Raw genomic sequence first — 16,075 nt, 5'->3', positions numbered from 1 at the left:
CAACCTTGTAACATTTCAACAAAATCAACAACATTCTAACAAAAATGCCAGATAAACAACTCCTGATATTAAACAGCCAGCAGATCCAGCAAAAGATTGACCGGATAGCTTACCAGATACTGGAAGATAATTTTGATGAAGATGAAATTCTGATCGCCGGCATATTACCTGGCGGCAATAAAATTGCGGAAAGATTAAAGACTATCCTTGAAAAGATCGCTCCATTTAGGATCAGGCTGCTTGCCATTAAATTAGACAAATTCAGCCCTTTTTTAAAGGCAGAGATCAATTTTGATGTGCAGGACTGCAGCAACAAAGTAATTATTTTAGTAGACGATGTTTTAAACAGCGGCAAAGCGCTGGCTTATGGATTTGGTGTTTTCCGGGATGTCCCTCTAAAAAAATTCCGCACGGCTGTTTTGGTCGATCGTAACCATAAAAACTTCCCCATCACCACTGATTTTGCCGGGATAGCCCTGTCTACTGTATTAAAAGAACATGTAGAAGTAGTTTTGGATGAAGAGGGTGAAGAGGATGGCGCTTATTTGAGGTAAAATTATTTAAATTTGTTATAAAACTTCGTTTTATGTCAATAGCAGAAATAAAAGAAACCAAATCAAATCTTATTGCCTGGATTGAACAGCTTTCCGATTCCAACATGCTCACTGTTTTGGATAGCTTAAGAAACTCAGAACAAGATGGCGATTGGTGGGATAATTTGCCCGAGTGGCAAAAACAGCACATAAATGAAGGGATAGAAGATGAGGAAAATGGTCGTGTTATTTCATCAGAAGAATTTTGGAAAAACTTAAAAAATGGATGAAAATTCATCATTTGCAATTCACTACACCAAAAGAGCTAATGCTGATGCTATTGTTATAAAAAACTACCTGTTATATAATTTCACGCATAAAGAAGTTGACCACTTTTATCATTTATTGGAAACGTTCGAGCGCGCGACAAAGCCCTTCCCGGAACTCTATCCCCTGGTTAACAAGAGCAGGAAAATTCGGCGAGCTGTTTTAAGCAAACAATTGTCTGTATTTTACCGGGTTTCAAAAAGCCGAATTTCCATTAACTCCATTTTGGATAACCGCATGGATCCTTCTAAATGGCCTTGATTCTTAATAACTCCTCCACCTTCTCCGCCGTCAAACTCAATCCATCAGCAATAACTGTTGCCCGGCTATAAAAAGGTTCTCTTTCCGTTAACTTATCAGCAATAAAAGTAACCAGCGCTTCGCCGTGGTGCTGGCGCAACAGCGGCCGTTCTTCTTTTTCGTTTTCAAGGCGACTGGCCAAAGTTTTGGGGGATAATTTGATGTAGATAGTTTTACCGTGCGCATTCATCCAATCCATATGGTCAAAAAAGCAGGGCAAGCCGCCGCCTGTGGAAACAACGGCATGTTCGGGATATTGGGTTTGCTTTAAAACTTCTGATTCCAGCTTGCGGAAAGCATCCTCGCCATGTTTGGCAAAGTACTCGGCAATGGTCATTCCTTCCTGTGCTTCAAGGATATGGTCGAGATCCATAAACGCATAACCCAGCCTGTTTGCCAGTTTACGCCCTAAAGTGGTTTTGCCACATCCCATAAAACCAACCAGGAAAATGATGCCCGGCCCATCTTTTATTTTTTTTTCAGACACGTCAAATTAAATCAAATTACTAAACTATATTCCTACCATGGTCCATGGACCATCGACCATGGACTAAGACAGCTTCACCCGCGGGTCAATCCAAACATAAATAATATCCACCAAAATATTAATCACCACAAAAATAAAGGCAATAAATAAAATGGAGCCCATTACTACCGGGAAATCCGACATTTCCAGGGCATCGACCGTTGTTTTCCCCAACCCGTTATAGCCAAAAACATATTCTACAAAAAAGGAACCGGCCAGCAATGAAGCAAACCAGTTGGCGATAGCGGTAATAACAGGGTTCAGGGCGTTTTTCAAGGCATGGCGATAAACTATCGCGTTTTCACTTAAACCTTTGGCCCTGGCGGTACGGATATAATCCTTTCCCAGTTCGTCCAGCATGGCGTTTCGGGTAAGTTGCACAATGATAGCCAAAGGCCTTAAGCCGAGGGTAACCATAGGCAAAACCAGGTTGCGCCAGGTGATCACTTCACCTTTAAACGGATCGTAAGTATATAAACTGCCTGACATATTTAGGCCGGTGTATTTGGATAACTCGAAGCCGAAGATCCAGGCGATAATAATGCCCGCGAAAAAAGAAGGCGCGGAAATACCCAGCGTAGAAATCCCGATGGCCAGTTTATCGATCCAGGTATGCTGATGCACCGCACTCAATACGCCAAAGAAAACACCGATAATTATGGCAAATATCATGGCCGTTGTAGCCAGCACCAGCGTGTTGGGTATTACTTCTATCAATAATTGGGCTACTTCCTTATGGGTTTGATAAGAACGCCTCAGGTAGGGCCATTTGAGCGCCAGCACCCTTACGGATGAAACCGGGAACAATTTTACATAATGATATTGCTGCTGTTCTTGCTGGTTGTTAAGGTGAAAGCCGATAGGTGAAAGATCGTTCAGGTAGTATAGAAATTGCACCGGGATAGGTTTATCCAAACCAAATTCTTTGCGGATAGCCTGAAGCGACTGTACATCCGCCCGTTGCCCCTGCGTCATGCGCGCCGGGTCAACCGGTAAAATATTGAACAGAAAAAAAACCACTACCACAATGCCCAGCATTACTGCCGAGCCATAAAAAAACTTGCGGATGAGGTAGCGGATCATTTTTTAAGAACTTCTTCAATCTTAGCTTTAAACCATTTAGTTTTTGCGAGATCAGCTGGATTTAAATTTTGACGCTCTTTAATTCCTGTTCCATAGTCCTTGGCCGGAAATACCTTGTAGAATGTTTCGAAATCATCAGCATCTAACATTTGCAATATCATTTCCTCGTCTGTCCTAATAACTTTAGGCTTTTCTTCTCTGAAGAATGAATAACTTTCCCTTGCACGGAGAATGCCAAGCAGAATTTTATCTCTGACTAATTTTCGTTCATTTTTAATTGACGCCATATAGCCTGTCTTGTCGAATTCGTTTCCTTTAGAATGATAGAACTCTTCAAGGTTATCGGGATGGTATAAATAATTCTCAATCGAGTAATAATCAAGAATATATAGTTTCTTATACGCAGTTAGTACGCTATTTCTTTCTTCGTCAGTTAAATAATCACGATCAATTAAACCGTTGTAATTAGCGTTGTTTTTTGTTTTGAAAAAAACGTCTGCTTTATTCCTACCTACGAGAAATATGGTGTCTTTTATTTTGAGATTATTATATAACGAAGTATCGGTATTTTCTGAAAACACCAGCGTTTTTCCTTCGAATATATTAGCTAAAAACTCTTTGCTTACTGCGATTTCAAAAATATCAGCATTATTCTTTGTTGATGGAAGGATAACCTGCGGCACGTCAAAATTCAGGTTGTCAAAGTCAATGATTGCTGCATTTTCTGTGGCATTTGCATATTCTATAAACCCCAAAGAATGGCTGGCTGTCCATAACTGACAAATATTGGGAACCCAGTTTTCTGTGATTTCTTTTAATAGATTTTTTTGCAACGCAGTATTTAAATGGAGATCTATTTCATCTAAAAAGTAAACGGCATCCTGGAAATACTCTTTGCGAACAAGTAAATCAAGGAGAATATTGAAAATCTCTTTTTCGCCACTGCTTAAGTAATCGTATTGAATATTAGAATTACCTTTCTGGAATAGTATCTCTGCTATTTTTCCATCTAATGGTGGTTTAATTGAAAGCAGTCTGATCCTTAAACCGTCCTCTGCGCCAAAAATATTTTCAAAGGCTCGATTAATCGGATTTATATAGCTTTCGAGTATTTGTTGCGTTGAATTCTGTCCAAATAAATCTGTTAATATTGATGAAGAAATCTTCTCAATATCATTTTCAAAACGATTGTCGTAATCAATAAATGTCTTTGGACGATCAGAATCTTTTTCAAAAGACACACTAACCTGACCGGAAGCTGTTCTTGTTAATTTGGGAACCTGTCGGAAACTAGTTCTACCATAAAAAGCATTATCCGGAATTTCGTTATTATTTACTAAAAAGAAATTACTGTGAAATGATCTATCATCATTAAAAGTCACATCTATTTCATACTTTTTTTTGTATTCTTATTATAATAGGAAGATTTTGACAAATCATCATTAATTTTAATATCACTTCTAACTAGCTTGTTGACATATTCAAAAGCATCAAACACAGAAGATTTACCTGAACCATTTGTACCAATCAATAAAACAAGTTTGGCGGGTTCAGCTAAAGATGTTAAATCAATGGTCAAATCATCAAAACGTTTAAAATTCTTTAATTCCAGCTTCGTAATCTTCATAAAATAAAAGTAGTTAAATTATTGCTGAAAATAGTCTTTTACCAGCACATCATAATTAGGCATGGAATGGTAGTGCCATTTGTTGATGATGGTTCCATTTTTTAATAAAAATATGCCCGGGTTAGCCCTCACCATCGTTTTTAGGGGCACCTCATCAGCATAAAAAATTTCAAAAGCCAGGTGGTGCTGTTTGCTGAATGCCTCCGAATATTGCGCGGAGTTTGAGGTAAGCATCACGGTACGCGTATGGTAATCGTTTTGCAGGTTGATGGCAGTCGCATTTAACCGAGCCAGTGCATCAGCATCCGTATGGCGCAGATCATAGGCTACAATTACCATATTGAGGTAAGGATTGGTTAACAGTTCTTTGGTGTAATCAGTTCCCTGGGCATCGCTGATGGTAAGGTCCTGGATTTTTGGGCTAAAACCTTTTTTTACCAACCGGCTTTCCGGCGTACCCACAACCGACCAGTCGTTATCTTTCCAGATATTGCTGCTCATGTATTCGGTGTTGTTCATCACCTTAGTTGCACCTGTTTTTTTATTTTTCAGGGTATAAGTTTGCTCATACTCATCAGGCTTGGCGCCAGGAGGAGTTTTCATTTCATCCGGAATATTGGCGCCAACTTTATACGCCAGGAAATCGATCACCGGCAAAAAGTTATAGGTATACACACCCAACCCTACAGCTATTACAGTTGCGCCTATTAATAATTGATCCCCTGCTTTTTTTGAAGCAAACGGTTTTATCTTTTTACGGTTTTTAAAAAGGACAATCACCAGCAGCAGCAAAAACATATCCTTACTGAAAGACTGCCACGGCGTTAACGGGATAGCATCCCCAAAACAACCGCAGGTTTGCACCACTTTAAAATAGGCCGAATAAAAAGTTAAAAAGCCAAAGAAAATCGTCAGCAGCAGCAATCCCCAGGCAACATTTGCCGAACGTGCGCCAATAAGCAGCCCAAAACCTAATATAATCTCCAGCGAGCACAGGATAATGGCAATATAAAGCGAAAAAGGCGTAAAAAAGGTGAGGTGCAGTACGTCGAAATATTCTTCCAGTTTATACGAGAAGCCCAGCGGATCATTAATTTTTACCAGGCCCGAGAAAATAAACAGCACGCCAACAAATATTCTGCATGCCCATATCCACCATGGTGTTGTTTTAGTATTAGTCATTTTGTTAAGCGTTGTAAAGTTGCAAGGTTGGAAAGTTGTAAGGTTTGGATTTTTTCAGATTGCAAAAAATGTAAAATCTCAATTAAAAACCTTTTGATTAAAAATAACATTGCAACTTTACAACATTACAACCTTTTTAACAATTGCGAATGGCTAAAGATACATTTTTTCGGAAAAAGGAGACGCTGAATGCCGGGGGCTATTTAATTGATTTGAGCAGCCCGAAGGTTATGGGCATCATTAACCTTACGCCCGACTCTTTTTTTGCGGGCAGCCGGAAACCCGGCGTAGAAGAGGCTGTATGGCAGGCAGGCAAAATGCTGGCGGAAGGCGCCACTTTTTTAGACCTGGGGGCCTATTCCTCACGCCCCGGCGCTGTGGACATTTCTATCCAGGAAGAAACGGACAGGTTGCTGCCTGTTGTAGAAGCCATAAGGAGTGAATACCCCGAAGCCATATTATCCATAGATACCTTTCGATCCAAAGTTGCTGAGGCTGCAATAAATGCAGGCGGGCACATCATCAATGATATCTCCGGCGGGCAGTTGGATGAAGATATGTTTGCTACCGTAGCACGCCTGCAGGTCCCCTATATTTTGATGCACATGAAAGGCACACCCCAAAATATGGCTCAAAAAACGGATTACGAAGATGTTTTCGCCGAAGTTTACGATTATTTTGCATCAAAATATTATCAATTAAAACAAATGGGGGTGCATGACGTAATCATCGATCCCGGCTTTGGCTTTGCCAAAAAACAGCACCAAAGCTATGCCCTGATGAGCCGGCTGGAGGAATTTAGCCGGCTGCAACTCCCTATACTGGCAGGAGTATCCCGTAAAAGAATGATCCATCACCTGTTAGGCATTACTCCTGAAGAATCACTTAACGGTACAACTGCGTTGAATACCATTGCCCTTACCAAAGGCGCAAATATCCTTCGCGTTCATGATGTAAAGGAAGCGGTAGAGGCCGTAAAGATTTTCACAGCGTGCGAGCGATAAACCTCAATCCCCTATTTTCTGATAATCGGTTGTACTGATATCAGGGATCAAAGGTTTTAGGGTAAGGATATCGCCGCTTAAAATGATCAGCGACCGTGCAGAAGAATCGCTGCCAAAATAAATTTCGTCGTAAACGGTCGTCCCGTTTTTAAATGCGCCTGTACGGATATGGAAAACTCCTTTTGAAACCAGCACATTTTGATTAAAATGGCTGTATGTACTATCTCCGTTAAACTGCATAACATTGCCGTTACCCGGTTTATAGGTAGAATCCGGGGGAATAATAAACCCGCCGTAAGTTTTCCGCACCTCCCATTTACCAAATAAATAGGGCGATAGTGGCTGGGGCTTTGTGCAGGCCAGCAAGCAACTGGCAATTACAGCAACAAGTGTAAATATTTTCATCTCTTCCTTAATTTAAGTTTATGGCTTATAATTTAGTTCGGTATCTTTTGATAATCTGTCGTCGGTATATCCGGGAATAATGGTTTCAGCGTCATCAGGTCTCCGTTTACCAATACCATGTAGTTGAAGGAGGTATCGTTATCAAAATATAACCGCTCGTTGTTCATTGCAAGCATCGACATCAGATTTATCCGTGTGTGGTAAACGCCTTTTGAAGAATATTTGTGCTGGATGTATTTAACATACGTACTGTCGGCGTTCAGTCGCACGATATTTCCGTTACCCGGCTTATAGATCGAATCTGCAGGTAGGATATTTCCATTGTAAACACGGCGTACTTCCCAGCTGCCAAACAAGCCGCTGCTAAGGGGTACGGGGCTGTTCTTTTTTTTACAGGAAAACAGGAACAGGACAACAACCGCAACAAAAATAGAAGCTTTCATAACCAGGTTTTTTTATTGATTACGATGGAAAAATGGAAAATGCGACAAGTAAGGATAAAAATTCAGATCGCTTAAATTGAGATTATTGTCAGATAAATTTATCCGGTTACACCCTTATCAAAAGTTTTCGATTACCGTTTCTTATAAAGTCGGTTGTATTTTTATTATTTTTGATTTATGCGGATATATCTTGACAATTGCTGAATTATGACAACCATAACAGATACCGAGGTAAAGCAGAAAGGATTAGGCGCTTTATTGGATGCGCTGGGGGAGGTAGATGCCGAACGTTTTATTACTTTGCTCAACAGGGACCCCTTTGATTACACAACGTGGCAAAGAAATTTATTTGAGAACATGGATATCAACCAAATAAGTAAAAAAGCTATGGAATTGAAAAAGGGGGCTTAGTACCTGAGCAATCTAGCGCGATGATCTATATAACTTAAGCTATTTTTGCCGAAACGTCAGTTGCAGCTTTTTCGGACTTCCGGACTTTACTGACTTCCGGACTAATCTTACCCCACCAACTCCATCATCTTGAAAATAGCATCCACATATTCACGGTTATTGGCCAGGCGCGGAACTTTATGCTGTCCGCCAATTTTACCCCGTTCTTTCATCCAGTTAAAGAAGGTACCTTCAGGCGCTTTACGCACAATGGGTCGGCGCAGGGCCATATCTTTAAAGCGTTTGGCATCATAGTCTGAATTTATCCGGCGAAGGGTTTCGTCCAGCAGATCTACAAATCGCTCAAACTCAGCCGGCTTTTTTTCAAATTCGATGATCCACTCGTGGGCGCCGCTTTCGTCGCCGTTAAAATAAACCGGGGCGGCAGTATATTCACGAATGACAGCGCCGGTTTGCTGGCAGGCTTCGTCCAACGCCCGCTCGGCATTATCGACAATTAATTCTTCACCAAAGGCATTGATAAAATGTTTGGTACGCCCGGTAACCTGGATCCGGAACGGAAACTTCGAGGTAAACCTGACCGTATCGCCGATCATATACCGCCAAAGGCCGGCATTGGTGCTGATGATGAGGGCGTAATTCTTATCCAGCTCTACTTCATCCAGCGTCAGCGTGTTTGGATTTTCTTTATGGAGATCCTCCAAAGGCAAAAACTCGTAAAAAATACCGTAATCCAGCATCAGCAGCATTTCACCGGGCTCGCGGGTATCCTGGATGCCAAAAAACCCTTCGGAAGCATTGTAGTTCTCCAGGTAATACATGTCATCGTTCGGGATCAGCTTTTTAAACTGCTCGCGGTATGGGGTAAAATTTACCGCGCCATGGAAATACATTTCAAGGTTGGGCCATACTTCCAACAGGTTTTTTTGCCGGTTATTTCCAATATTCTTTTAAACAGCAAAATATTCCAGGTAGGTACGCCGCTCAGGCTTGTTACATTCACCCCGATAGTTGCATGTGCCATTTTCTCAATCTTTTCCTCAAAATCCTCCAGCAATGCTATATCCATATCGGGTGTCCGGTGAAGTTCGGCCCAGAGCGGGAGATTTTTCATCAGCACGGCGCTCAGATCACCAAAAGAAGTATCAGCATTCAGCTCGCTTACCTGGAAGCTTCCTCCAAGGGTAAGGATCTTGCCGGTAAACATTCTTGAATTGGGTTGGTTATTGAAATAGATGGTCAGCAGGTCTTTACCGCCTTTAAAATGGCATTCCTCCAGCGCTTCTTCGCTTACCGGGATGAACTTGCTCCTGTCGCTGGTGGTGCCTGATGATTTGGCAAACCACCTGATCTCTGAAGGCCATAAAACATTTTGTTCCCCCTTCAGCATCCGTTCAATGTAGGGTTTCAGCGTATCGTAGGTTTGTATAGGTACGCGCTCTTTAAAATCATGCAGGGTGAGGATACTTTTATAGCCGTACTTTTTACCCCATTCGGTATTTTCGGCGCCGCAGATCAATTGCTCAAACCATTCCTCCTGTACTTCATTGGGATATTTCATAAAAAGCTCTATCTGGTGAATACGCTTTTTCATGAACCAGGTAAATACGGAGTTAAAAATTTCCATAGGTTATTTTACGTGATCGAACGTTTTTCTTTTCAGCACAAAGTTGGCGCCCAGGTAAACCTTGCGCACCATTTCGTTTGCTGCCAGCACTTCGGGCACCCCTGATTCCAGTATTTTTCCTTCAAAAAGCAAGTAGGCCCTGTCGGTTATTGAAAGGGTTTCCTGCACATTGTGATCGGTGATCAGGATCCCGATATTACGGGTTTTTAATTTAGCAACCATATATTGGATCTCCTCCACCGCAATCGGATCAACGCCGGCAAAGGGTTCGTCGAGCAAAATAAAATTCGGCTCGGCTGCCAGCGCCCTCGCAATTTCGGTACGGCGGCGTTCCCCGCCTGACAGCAGGTCGCCACGGTTGCGGCGCACTTTGTGCAAACTGAATTCATCGATCAGCTCTTCCAGCTTTTCCTTTTGGCGCTCTTTGCTCATGTCGCCCATTTCCAATACCGCTTTTATATTATCCTCCACAGAAAGTTTCCGGAAAACGGATGCTTCCTGCGCCAGGTACCCGATGCCTTTTTGGGCGCGGCGGTACATCGGATCATTGGTGATATTTTCATCATCCAAAAATATCTGGCCCTCGTTTGGCTTTATCAAACCTACGATCATATAAAAGGATGTTGTTTTACCCGCCCCATTTGGCCCAAGTAAACCTACGATCTCGCCCTGCGCCACATCAAACGATACATCGTTAACAACCGTACGCTGTTTGTATTTCTTTAATAAATTATCTGCCCGAAGAATCATTTTTTTATTTACGATTTACGAAGTACGAATTACGATTTGATTGATGATTAAAATTCCTCCGGTTTGAAGAAATCGTAAATCTAAAATCTTAACTCGTAAATCGAATCCCTTTTATATTTAATTGTATAGAACGTTTTTCCCGCCAGATATTTTCCTCAATGGTATAACAAATATCAAAAGGGACATCTTTTTTCAATTTGGGCAGGTGTTCGCCCTGTCCGAAGGCTATACTTTCAAAGCCCGGCGAGCCTTTCTGGATCACGGTCATCTTTACATGACTTTCGCCCACCAGGCCGGCTACCCCGCTAACATACACATTTTTGCTCAGGAAAACCGGCGCCATATTTTCGGGCCCGAAAGGTGCAAACATATTTAATAATCTGAAGAATTTCGGTTCTATCTGGCTCAAATGCAATTCTGCATCTATAGAGATCTGCTGGATCAATTGTTCAGGTTTTATGGTGGCGCTTACTACCTCTTCAAAACGGGCGGCAAAAGCTTCTACATTTTCGGGATGCATGGTAAGGCCGGCGGCAAATTTGTGCCCGCCAAACTGGATCAGCAGGTCGCTGCAGCCGCAAAGCGCCTCATACAGGTCAAAGCCTATTACCGAACGTGCAGAGCCTGCCACATGACCGTTTGAACGGGTTAACACGATGGTGGGCCGGTAATACTTTTCGGTTAAGCGCGAGGCGACGATACCGATAACGCCTTTGTGCCAATGTTCGTTAAAAACTACGGTTGAGTTGCGGTTGATCAATTCCTCATTGCTATCAATAATGCTCAACGCCTCATCGGTAATAGAAAGGTCGTGCCCCTTGCGTTCGGTATTTTTTACATTGATAAGCAGGCTTTTTTCTTTAGCCACTTCCACATCAGTAGTAATCAGCAGTTCGACAGCGTGTTTGGCATCGTCAATCCGTCCTGCGGCATTAATGCGCGGCCCCAGCAGGAAAACCACATCCGAAATAGTATAGTAAGTGCCCCTTCCGGCAACTTCCATTAAAGTTTTAACGCCAATGGATGGGTCAGTATTGATTTTTTGAAGACCCAGGTGGGCCAGAATCCGGTTCTCGCCGGTAATATGTACAATATCGCAGGCAATGCTGATGGCAACCAGGTCGAGATAACACGTAACCTCCTCTAAAGGGATTTCATTTTTTTCGGCATAAGCCTGTACCAGTTTAAAGCCAATGCCGCATCCGGAGAGTTCCTTATAAGGATATGCGCAATCGGGCCGTTTGGGATCGAGTATGGCAACGGCTTCAGGCAGCTGATCTCCCGGCAGGTGATGGTCGCAGATGATAAAATCAATACTTCTTTCATTTGCATAGGCGATCTTATCAACAGATTTTATACCGCAATCAAGCGCTACAATCAATGTAAAACCATTTTCGGCGGCGTAATCTATCCCTTTAAACGAAATGCCATAGCCTTCCAGGTATCGGTCGGGGATATAATATTCGAGGTTGTTATAGCGTTTTTTGAAGAAACTGTAAACAACCGACACGGCCGTTGTTCCGTCAACATCATAATCGCCAAAAACCAGGATCTTTTCTCCGCGTGAAATTGCTTCTTCTATCCGTAAAACCGCTTTTTCCATATCCTCCATCAGGAACGGATCGTGCAGGAGCCGCAGGTCGGGCCTGAAGAAAAGCCGGGCATCTTCAAACGTTTTTATGCCCCTGCTGATGAGCAGGGCGCTTAACACCGGGTCGATATTGAGGGCGCCGGCTAAGGATTTTACTTCCTCATGATCCGCGATATCCCGTAATGCCCAGCGTTTATTCATATCTTTGCTAAAAAACAGTAAATATAGAGGAAAATTAGTGAATAGTGAGTGGTGAACAGTGAGTGGTTTTTCGCAAAATGATGAAGAACTGCATTACAATATCGAACACCGAATGTTGAATAACGATTTTTGAAGTGATCTAAATTTCTTTCCATTTCGACATTCTACATCCGGAGTTCGATATTCGACATTCAAAATCAACCATTATTTTATTTAAGGATACAAATATCAATGAAAATACATGCGCTATGCGAAGGCTCTTATTCAGTAGATGCTACCAAAAAGTTTATCCCTTTTAACCCCGAAATTGATAATTACCGCGACCGGCCAGCCTCTCTTTTTATCCATGTAAACCCTTTCCTGGTTGAAACAGCGGATGAACTGATTGTATTGGATACCGGCCTTGGTTATAAAGATACCCGGGATGAATTAAACATCCACCAGCATATTATGAACGCGGGATATAACCCTGATGAGGTTACGCTGGTGCTGATGACGCACCTGCATTATGATCACTCTGGCGGGCTTGTGGTTGAGCGTAATGGCAAACTGCAGCCCAGTTTTCCGAAGGCCAGGCATGTCATACAAAAACAGGAATGGGAAACAGCTATGGCTGGTAAATCATCATCCTACCATAAAGAAATTTTTGAAGCGCTGAATGGTAAGGTTGAACTTGAATTTGTTGAAGGTACGGGTATGTTGCAGCCGGGCATCCGGTATGAATTATCTGGCGGGCACTCCCCTTTTCACCAGGTTTTCTGGCTGGAGAGCGAAGGCGAGAAATGCTTTTTTGGGGGCGATGAACTACCAGAACCGGAGCAGCTGATCAGGAAATTTATTGCAAAATATGACTACGATGGCCGCAAGGCAATGCAATTACGCGAAGAATACGGAAAAATTGCCGCTGAAGAAGGCTGGACCTGCCTGTTTTATCACGCCAAATCGTTGCCGGTTGGAAAAGTAAGCTATTTTGATGATCATTTTAAGGTTGATCCTGCTTAAGCCGGGTCCTCAACTTTAAAAAGTTCAACTATTTTATCAACATTAAGCGGTTTTGAGATAAAATCCTTTACCAGCGGGTATGACCTTGCTTTGTTGATATCGTTGCTGAATACAGAAGATGAAATGATAAATATTTTGGTTTTACCCAGCGGATCGATATTCAGCCGTTTATATTCGTCCAAAAACTCCCACCCGTTCATAATGGGCATGTTTATATCCAGCAGGATATAATCGGGCAATTTAGCCGGATCATTCCGCTGGATCTCAACCAACTGATCAATAGCGAATTTACCGTTAAGGCAAGCCATTATCTCAGTGTTTAATAAAGCCTTTTTTATTAATTTAATGGAGATGAAGTTGTTTATTTCGTCATCATCAACCAGTAACACGCTAACGGGTCTGCTATTATAGTTCATCATACAGTATTTATGTTGCTTTATACGCAACGGGAAATTAAAAAGTTTAAATCTTTTTAAAAATAATTAAAATCTTCCAGGGGCATTTTAACTGGAGGCGGGTTTGTGGATTTGTTACCATCCTATTAAATATTGGTTAATATAAATAAAAGTAATATTTTAGTTTCTTATTTCAAAACCTTAATCGTGAAAAAAATACCACTGGTCCTATTGTTCATTTTTAGCACTATTTTATATGTCAAAGGGCAAAAACCGGGCAAAATAGACTCGGCAACGCAAAATCTTAAACCCTACAGGGGGTATTTTAATTTTTACTGGGACGAAAAAAATGGCAGGATCTTATTAGAGGTAGATAAATTTAACACGGAATTTTTATATATAAACTCTTTACCGGCCGGTGTCGGCTCAAATGACCTGGGTTTAGACCGCGGCCAGATTGGTGGAAACCGGGTTGTTAAATTTATAAAAAGCGGGCATAAGGTGCTCCTGATCCAGCCCAATTACGACTATAGGGCAATAAGCCAAAATACAAACGAACGAAAATCAGTTGAGGAAGCGTTTGCGCAATCAGTTTTATGGGGATTTAAAATAGAAGCTGAAGAAAACGACAAAGTTTTGGTTAATTTTACCCCATTTTTGTTGAGAGATGGGCATCACCTTGCGGATAAACTGGCCGGCGCCGATCAGGGAGATTATAAAGTTGAGGACTCAAGGTCGGCTATCTACCTGCCGGATACAAAAAACTTCCCGCTGAATTCGGAATTTGAAGCCATCATCACGCTCACCGGGAAAGCCAAACCCAATGCCAGGGAGATCCGGTCGGTTACCCCCGACGCGGACGCTATAACGGTAAGGATGCACCATTCATTTATACAGCTGCCTGACAGCAATTACAAACCGCGCAGGTTCGACCCTCGTTCCGGGCTTTATGATGTAAGCTACATGGATTTTGCAACACCGATTGATGAACCTATCGTAAAACACCTGGCTACCCGCCACCGGCTGGAAAAAAAAGACCCGGCGGCCGAAATGAGTGAGCCCAAAAAACCCATTGTATATTATATTGACCCGGGAGCACCGCCATTGGTGAAAGATGCGCTAAGGCAGGGAGCCTCATGGTGGAACCAGGCTTTTGAAGCCGCAGGGTATAAAAACGCTTTTCGCGTAGAAATTTTACCGGATACCGTTGACCCGATGGATATCCGGTATAATATTATCCAATGGATCCACCGCTCCACACGGGGATGGTCATACGGCGAATCCATAACGGATCCCCGCACCGGCGAGATCATTAAAGGCCAGGTATCATTGGGTTCGCTACGCGACAGGCAGGACTTTTTAATTGCGGAAGGTTTATTACAACCCTATGAAGACGGAAAACCGATTGACACTACCTTAATGCATATCGTATTTGCACGCCTGCGCCAGCTTGCCGCACATGAGGTTGGCCACACCCTGGGTCTGCAGCACAATTTTGCGGCAAGCGTAAATAACAGGTCGTCGGTTATGGACTATCCATCACCATTATTCAGTTTAAAAGCTGACGGAACCGTCGACCTTTCAAAAGCATATGCCACGGGGATTGGCGGCTGGGATAAGCGTGTTATCCTGTACGGATACCAGGATTTTGCGCCTGGAACGAACGAGGATAAAGCGTTGAAAGACATCATCAGCGAAACACTGAAACAAGGTTATTTGTACATTACCGATGAAGACGCCCGCCCGGCCGATGGTGCACACCCACAAGCTCACCTGTGGGATAACGGCGTTAATGCCGCCGATGAGCTGAACAGGCTAATGCTGATCCGCAAACATTTGCTGGATAATTTCTCGGAAAAGGCGATAAGGCCCGGCGCGCCAATGGCTATGCTGGAAGAAGTTTTGGTACCGGTATATCTTTTGCACCGCTACCAGGTGGAAGCCGCGTCAAAAATGCTGGGAGGTTTGTATTACACCTATGCTATTAAAAATGACGGACAAACAGTAACCAAACTGATTGCGCCTGCTGAGCAATGGAAGGCCTTTGGGGCGTTGATGTCGACCCTGAGTCCTGATGCTTTGGCCTTGCCTGAAAAGCTTATTGAAAAAATTCCGCCAAGGCCAGATGGTTATCCGCGTACACGTGAATTATTCAAATCGCGTACAGGGCTTACCTTCGACCCTATGGCGGCGGCTGAATCGGCGGCGGGCACCACCATTGAATTTATGCTTAACCCCCAGCGGGCCGAACGCCTGGTTGAATATAAATCAAGAGACAATACGCAACCTGGCCTGATACCCGTTATTGACAAACTGGTTGCCCAAACATGGAAAGCGCCGCAGCAGGCGGGCTACAAAGGTGAACTGCAAAGGCTGGTAAACGGGCTGGTATTGAAACAGTTGCTTACCCTTACTGCGGACCCGCAGGCAGCCGAAAGCGTGCGGGGAATTGCATTAATGGAGATAGACGGCCTGAAAAAATGGATGCAGGTAAGGCTAAACATTGCCCCGGGCGAAGAGAAGGCAAGCCTATTATTTGGCCTGTCGCAAATTGAAGCCTTTAATAAAAACCCTGACCAATTTAAACCGGCACCTGTGTTAATTATGCCTGACGGAAGCCCGATAGGCGATTAAGCGCGCCGGTACCTGGAATTAGAAAATAAGCATA

At 42.9% G+C, this 16,075-nt stretch carries 16 protein-coding genes and 1 pseudogene; 6 read left to right on the top strand and 11 right to left on the bottom strand.

Going from position 1 to position 16,075, the window contains the following annotated elements:
- Positions 1 to 44: 44 nt before the first annotated feature.
- Both MgSA37_RS07090 and MgSA37_RS07085 read left to right on the top strand, forming a co-directional pair.
- The gene (locus MgSA37_RS07090; protein WP_096350762.1) at positions 45 to 554 is read left to right on the top strand and encodes a phosphoribosyltransferase family protein; all 510 of its coding nucleotides are present in this window, start codon (positions 45 to 47) and stop codon (positions 552 to 554) included.
- A gap of 32 nt (positions 555 to 586) precedes the next feature.
- Positions 587 to 823, top strand: coding sequence for a hypothetical protein (locus MgSA37_RS07085; protein ID WP_096350760.1), 237 nt, complete (start codon positions 587 to 589; stop codon positions 821 to 823).
- A gap of 284 nt (positions 824 to 1,107) precedes the next feature.
- Here MgSA37_RS07085 and MgSA37_RS07075 read toward each other — a convergent pair whose 3' ends face one another.
- The 5 genes from MgSA37_RS07075 to MgSA37_RS07055 all read right to left on the bottom strand — a co-directional run bounded on the left by MgSA37_RS07075 (position 1,108) and on the right by MgSA37_RS07055 (position 5,578).
- Positions 1,108 to 1,647 (bottom strand): shikimate kinase, encoded by a 540-nt coding sequence (locus MgSA37_RS07075; protein ID WP_232010798.1) that lies wholly within the window; start codon positions 1,645 to 1,647, stop codon positions 1,108 to 1,110.
- Between the two features lie 63 nt (positions 1,648 to 1,710).
- Positions 1,711 to 2,769 (bottom strand): ABC transporter permease, encoded by a 1,059-nt coding sequence (locus tag MgSA37_RS07070; protein WP_096350756.1) that lies wholly within the window; start codon positions 2,767 to 2,769, stop codon positions 1,711 to 1,713.
- The gene (locus tag MgSA37_RS07065) at positions 2,766 to 4,151 is read right to left on the bottom strand and encodes an AAA family ATPase (protein ID WP_157750481.1); all 1,386 of its coding nucleotides are present in this window, start codon (positions 4,149 to 4,151) and stop codon (positions 2,766 to 2,768) included. The genes MgSA37_RS07070 and MgSA37_RS07065 overlap by 4 nt, the downstream gene beginning before the upstream one ends.
- 2 nt (positions 4,152 to 4,153) lie before the next feature.
- Entirely contained in the window at positions 4,154 to 4,396 is a 243-nt protein-coding gene (locus MgSA37_RS07060; RefSeq protein ID WP_096350752.1) for an AAA family ATPase, read from the bottom strand.
- Between the two features lie 18 nt (positions 4,397 to 4,414).
- Positions 4,415 to 5,578 carry a BT_3928 family protein gene (locus MgSA37_RS07055; RefSeq protein ID WP_096350750.1) on the bottom strand — a complete coding sequence of 388 codons (1,164 nt, stop codon included), beginning with the start codon at positions 5,576 to 5,578 and terminating at the stop codon, positions 4,415 to 4,417.
- Positions 5,579 to 5,727: 149 nt separating this feature from the next.
- On the opposite strand from MgSA37_RS07055, the gene folP reads away from it, so the two are divergent.
- Positions 5,728 to 6,582 (top strand): dihydropteroate synthase, encoded by an 855-nt coding sequence (folP, locus tag MgSA37_RS07050; RefSeq protein WP_096350748.1) that lies wholly within the window; start codon positions 5,728 to 5,730, stop codon positions 6,580 to 6,582.
- Positions 6,583 to 6,585: 3 nt separating this feature from the next.
- Here the strand turns inward: folP and MgSA37_RS07045 are convergent, their stop codons facing one another.
- Positions 6,586 to 6,987, bottom strand: a complete 402-nt coding sequence (locus MgSA37_RS07045; protein WP_096350746.1) for a hypothetical protein — start codon at positions 6,985 to 6,987, stop codon at positions 6,586 to 6,588.
- Positions 6,988 to 7,019: 32 nt separating this feature from the next.
- Positions 7,020 to 7,430, bottom strand: coding sequence for a hypothetical protein (locus MgSA37_RS07040; protein ID WP_096350744.1), 411 nt, complete (start codon positions 7,428 to 7,430; stop codon positions 7,020 to 7,022).
- Positions 7,431 to 7,637: 207 nt separating this feature from the next.
- Here MgSA37_RS07040 and MgSA37_RS07035 point away from each other — a divergent pair, with 207 nt between their 5' ends.
- On the top strand, positions 7,638 to 7,841 hold the full coding sequence (locus tag MgSA37_RS07035) for a hypothetical protein (protein ID WP_096350742.1): 204 nt from the start codon (positions 7,638 to 7,640) through the stop codon (positions 7,839 to 7,841).
- Between the two features lie 107 nt (positions 7,842 to 7,948).
- Here MgSA37_RS07035 and MgSA37_RS07030 read toward each other — a convergent pair.
- The 3 genes and pseudogenes from MgSA37_RS07030 to recJ form a co-directional block, all read right to left on the bottom strand.
- Positions 7,949 to 9,468 (bottom strand): annotated as a pseudogene (locus MgSA37_RS07030) (GH3 auxin-responsive promoter family protein).
- A gap of 3 nt (positions 9,469 to 9,471) precedes the next feature.
- Positions 9,472 to 10,218 (bottom strand): LPS export ABC transporter ATP-binding protein, encoded by a 747-nt coding sequence (gene lptB, locus MgSA37_RS07025; RefSeq protein WP_096350741.1) that lies wholly within the window; start codon positions 10,216 to 10,218, stop codon positions 9,472 to 9,474.
- Positions 10,219 to 10,306: 88 nt separating this feature from the next.
- A complete protein-coding gene (recJ, locus tag MgSA37_RS07020; RefSeq protein ID WP_096350739.1) occupies positions 10,307 to 12,010 on the bottom strand; it encodes a single-stranded-DNA-specific exonuclease RecJ in 1,704 nt (567 codons plus the stop codon).
- A gap of 231 nt (positions 12,011 to 12,241) precedes the next feature.
- On the opposite strand from recJ, the gene MgSA37_RS07015 reads away from it, so the two are divergent.
- Entirely contained in the window at positions 12,242 to 13,012 is a 771-nt protein-coding gene (locus tag MgSA37_RS07015; protein ID WP_096350738.1) for an MBL fold metallo-hydrolase, read from the top strand.
- Here the strand turns inward: MgSA37_RS07015 and MgSA37_RS07010 are convergent.
- Positions 13,009 to 13,431: a response regulator gene (locus tag MgSA37_RS07010; protein ID WP_232010797.1), complete on the bottom strand. Its 423-nt coding sequence runs from the start codon at positions 13,429 to 13,431 to the stop codon at positions 13,009 to 13,011. The two genes, MgSA37_RS07015 and MgSA37_RS07010, sit on opposite strands and share 4 nt — an antisense overlap.
- 183 nt (positions 13,432 to 13,614) lie before the next feature.
- Here MgSA37_RS07010 and MgSA37_RS07005 point away from each other — a divergent pair, with 183 nt between their 5' ends.
- Complete coding sequence (locus tag MgSA37_RS07005; protein WP_096357316.1) at positions 13,615 to 16,041, top strand: zinc-dependent metalloprotease; 2,427 nt, start codon at positions 13,615 to 13,617, stop codon at positions 16,039 to 16,041.
- Positions 16,042 to 16,075: the final 34 nt, after the last annotated feature.

Source organism: Mucilaginibacter gotjawali, from assembly GCF_002355435.1.
In the GTDB taxonomy this organism is placed as follows: Bacteria; Bacteroidota; Bacteroidia; order Sphingobacteriales; family Sphingobacteriaceae; genus Mucilaginibacter; species Mucilaginibacter gotjawali.
This window is presented reverse-complemented; position numbering and strand designations above follow the sequence as displayed.

Coding starts and splice junctions, on each gene's coding strand:
- MgSA37_RS07090 (WP_096350762.1), top strand. CDS start 45: ATGCCAGATAAACAACTCCTGATATTAAACAGCCAGCAGATCCAGCAA.
- MgSA37_RS07085 (WP_096350760.1), top strand. CDS start 587: ATGTCAATAGCAGAAATAAAAGAAACCAAATCAAATCTTATTGCCTGG.
- MgSA37_RS07070 (WP_096350756.1), bottom strand. CDS start 2,769: ATGATCCGCTACCTCATCCGCAAGTTTTTTTATGGCTCGGCAGTAATG.
- MgSA37_RS07060 (WP_096350752.1), bottom strand. CDS start 4,396: ATGAAGATTACGAAGCTGGAATTAAAGAATTTTAAACGTTTTGATGAT.
- MgSA37_RS07055 (WP_096350750.1), bottom strand. CDS start 5,578: ATGACTAATACTAAAACAACACCATGGTGGATATGGGCATGCAGAATA.
- folP (WP_096350748.1), top strand. CDS start 5,728: ATGGCTAAAGATACATTTTTTCGGAAAAAGGAGACGCTGAATGCCGGG.
- MgSA37_RS07045 (WP_096350746.1), bottom strand. CDS start 6,987: ATGAAAATATTTACACTTGTTGCTGTAATTGCCAGTTGCTTGCTGGCC.
- MgSA37_RS07040 (WP_096350744.1), bottom strand. CDS start 7,430: ATGAAAGCTTCTATTTTTGTTGCGGTTGTTGTCCTGTTCCTGTTTTCC.
- MgSA37_RS07035 (WP_096350742.1), top strand. CDS start 7,638: ATGACAACCATAACAGATACCGAGGTAAAGCAGAAAGGATTAGGCGCT.
- lptB (WP_096350741.1), bottom strand. CDS start 10,218: ATGATTCTTCGGGCAGATAATTTATTAAAGAAATACAAACAGCGTACG.
- recJ (WP_096350739.1), bottom strand. CDS start 12,010: ATGAATAAACGCTGGGCATTACGGGATATCGCGGATCATGAGGAAGTA.
- MgSA37_RS07015 (WP_096350738.1), top strand. CDS start 12,242: ATGAAAATACATGCGCTATGCGAAGGCTCTTATTCAGTAGATGCTACC.
- MgSA37_RS07010 (WP_232010797.1), bottom strand. CDS start 13,431: ATGATGAACTATAATAGCAGACCCGTTAGCGTGTTACTGGTTGATGAT.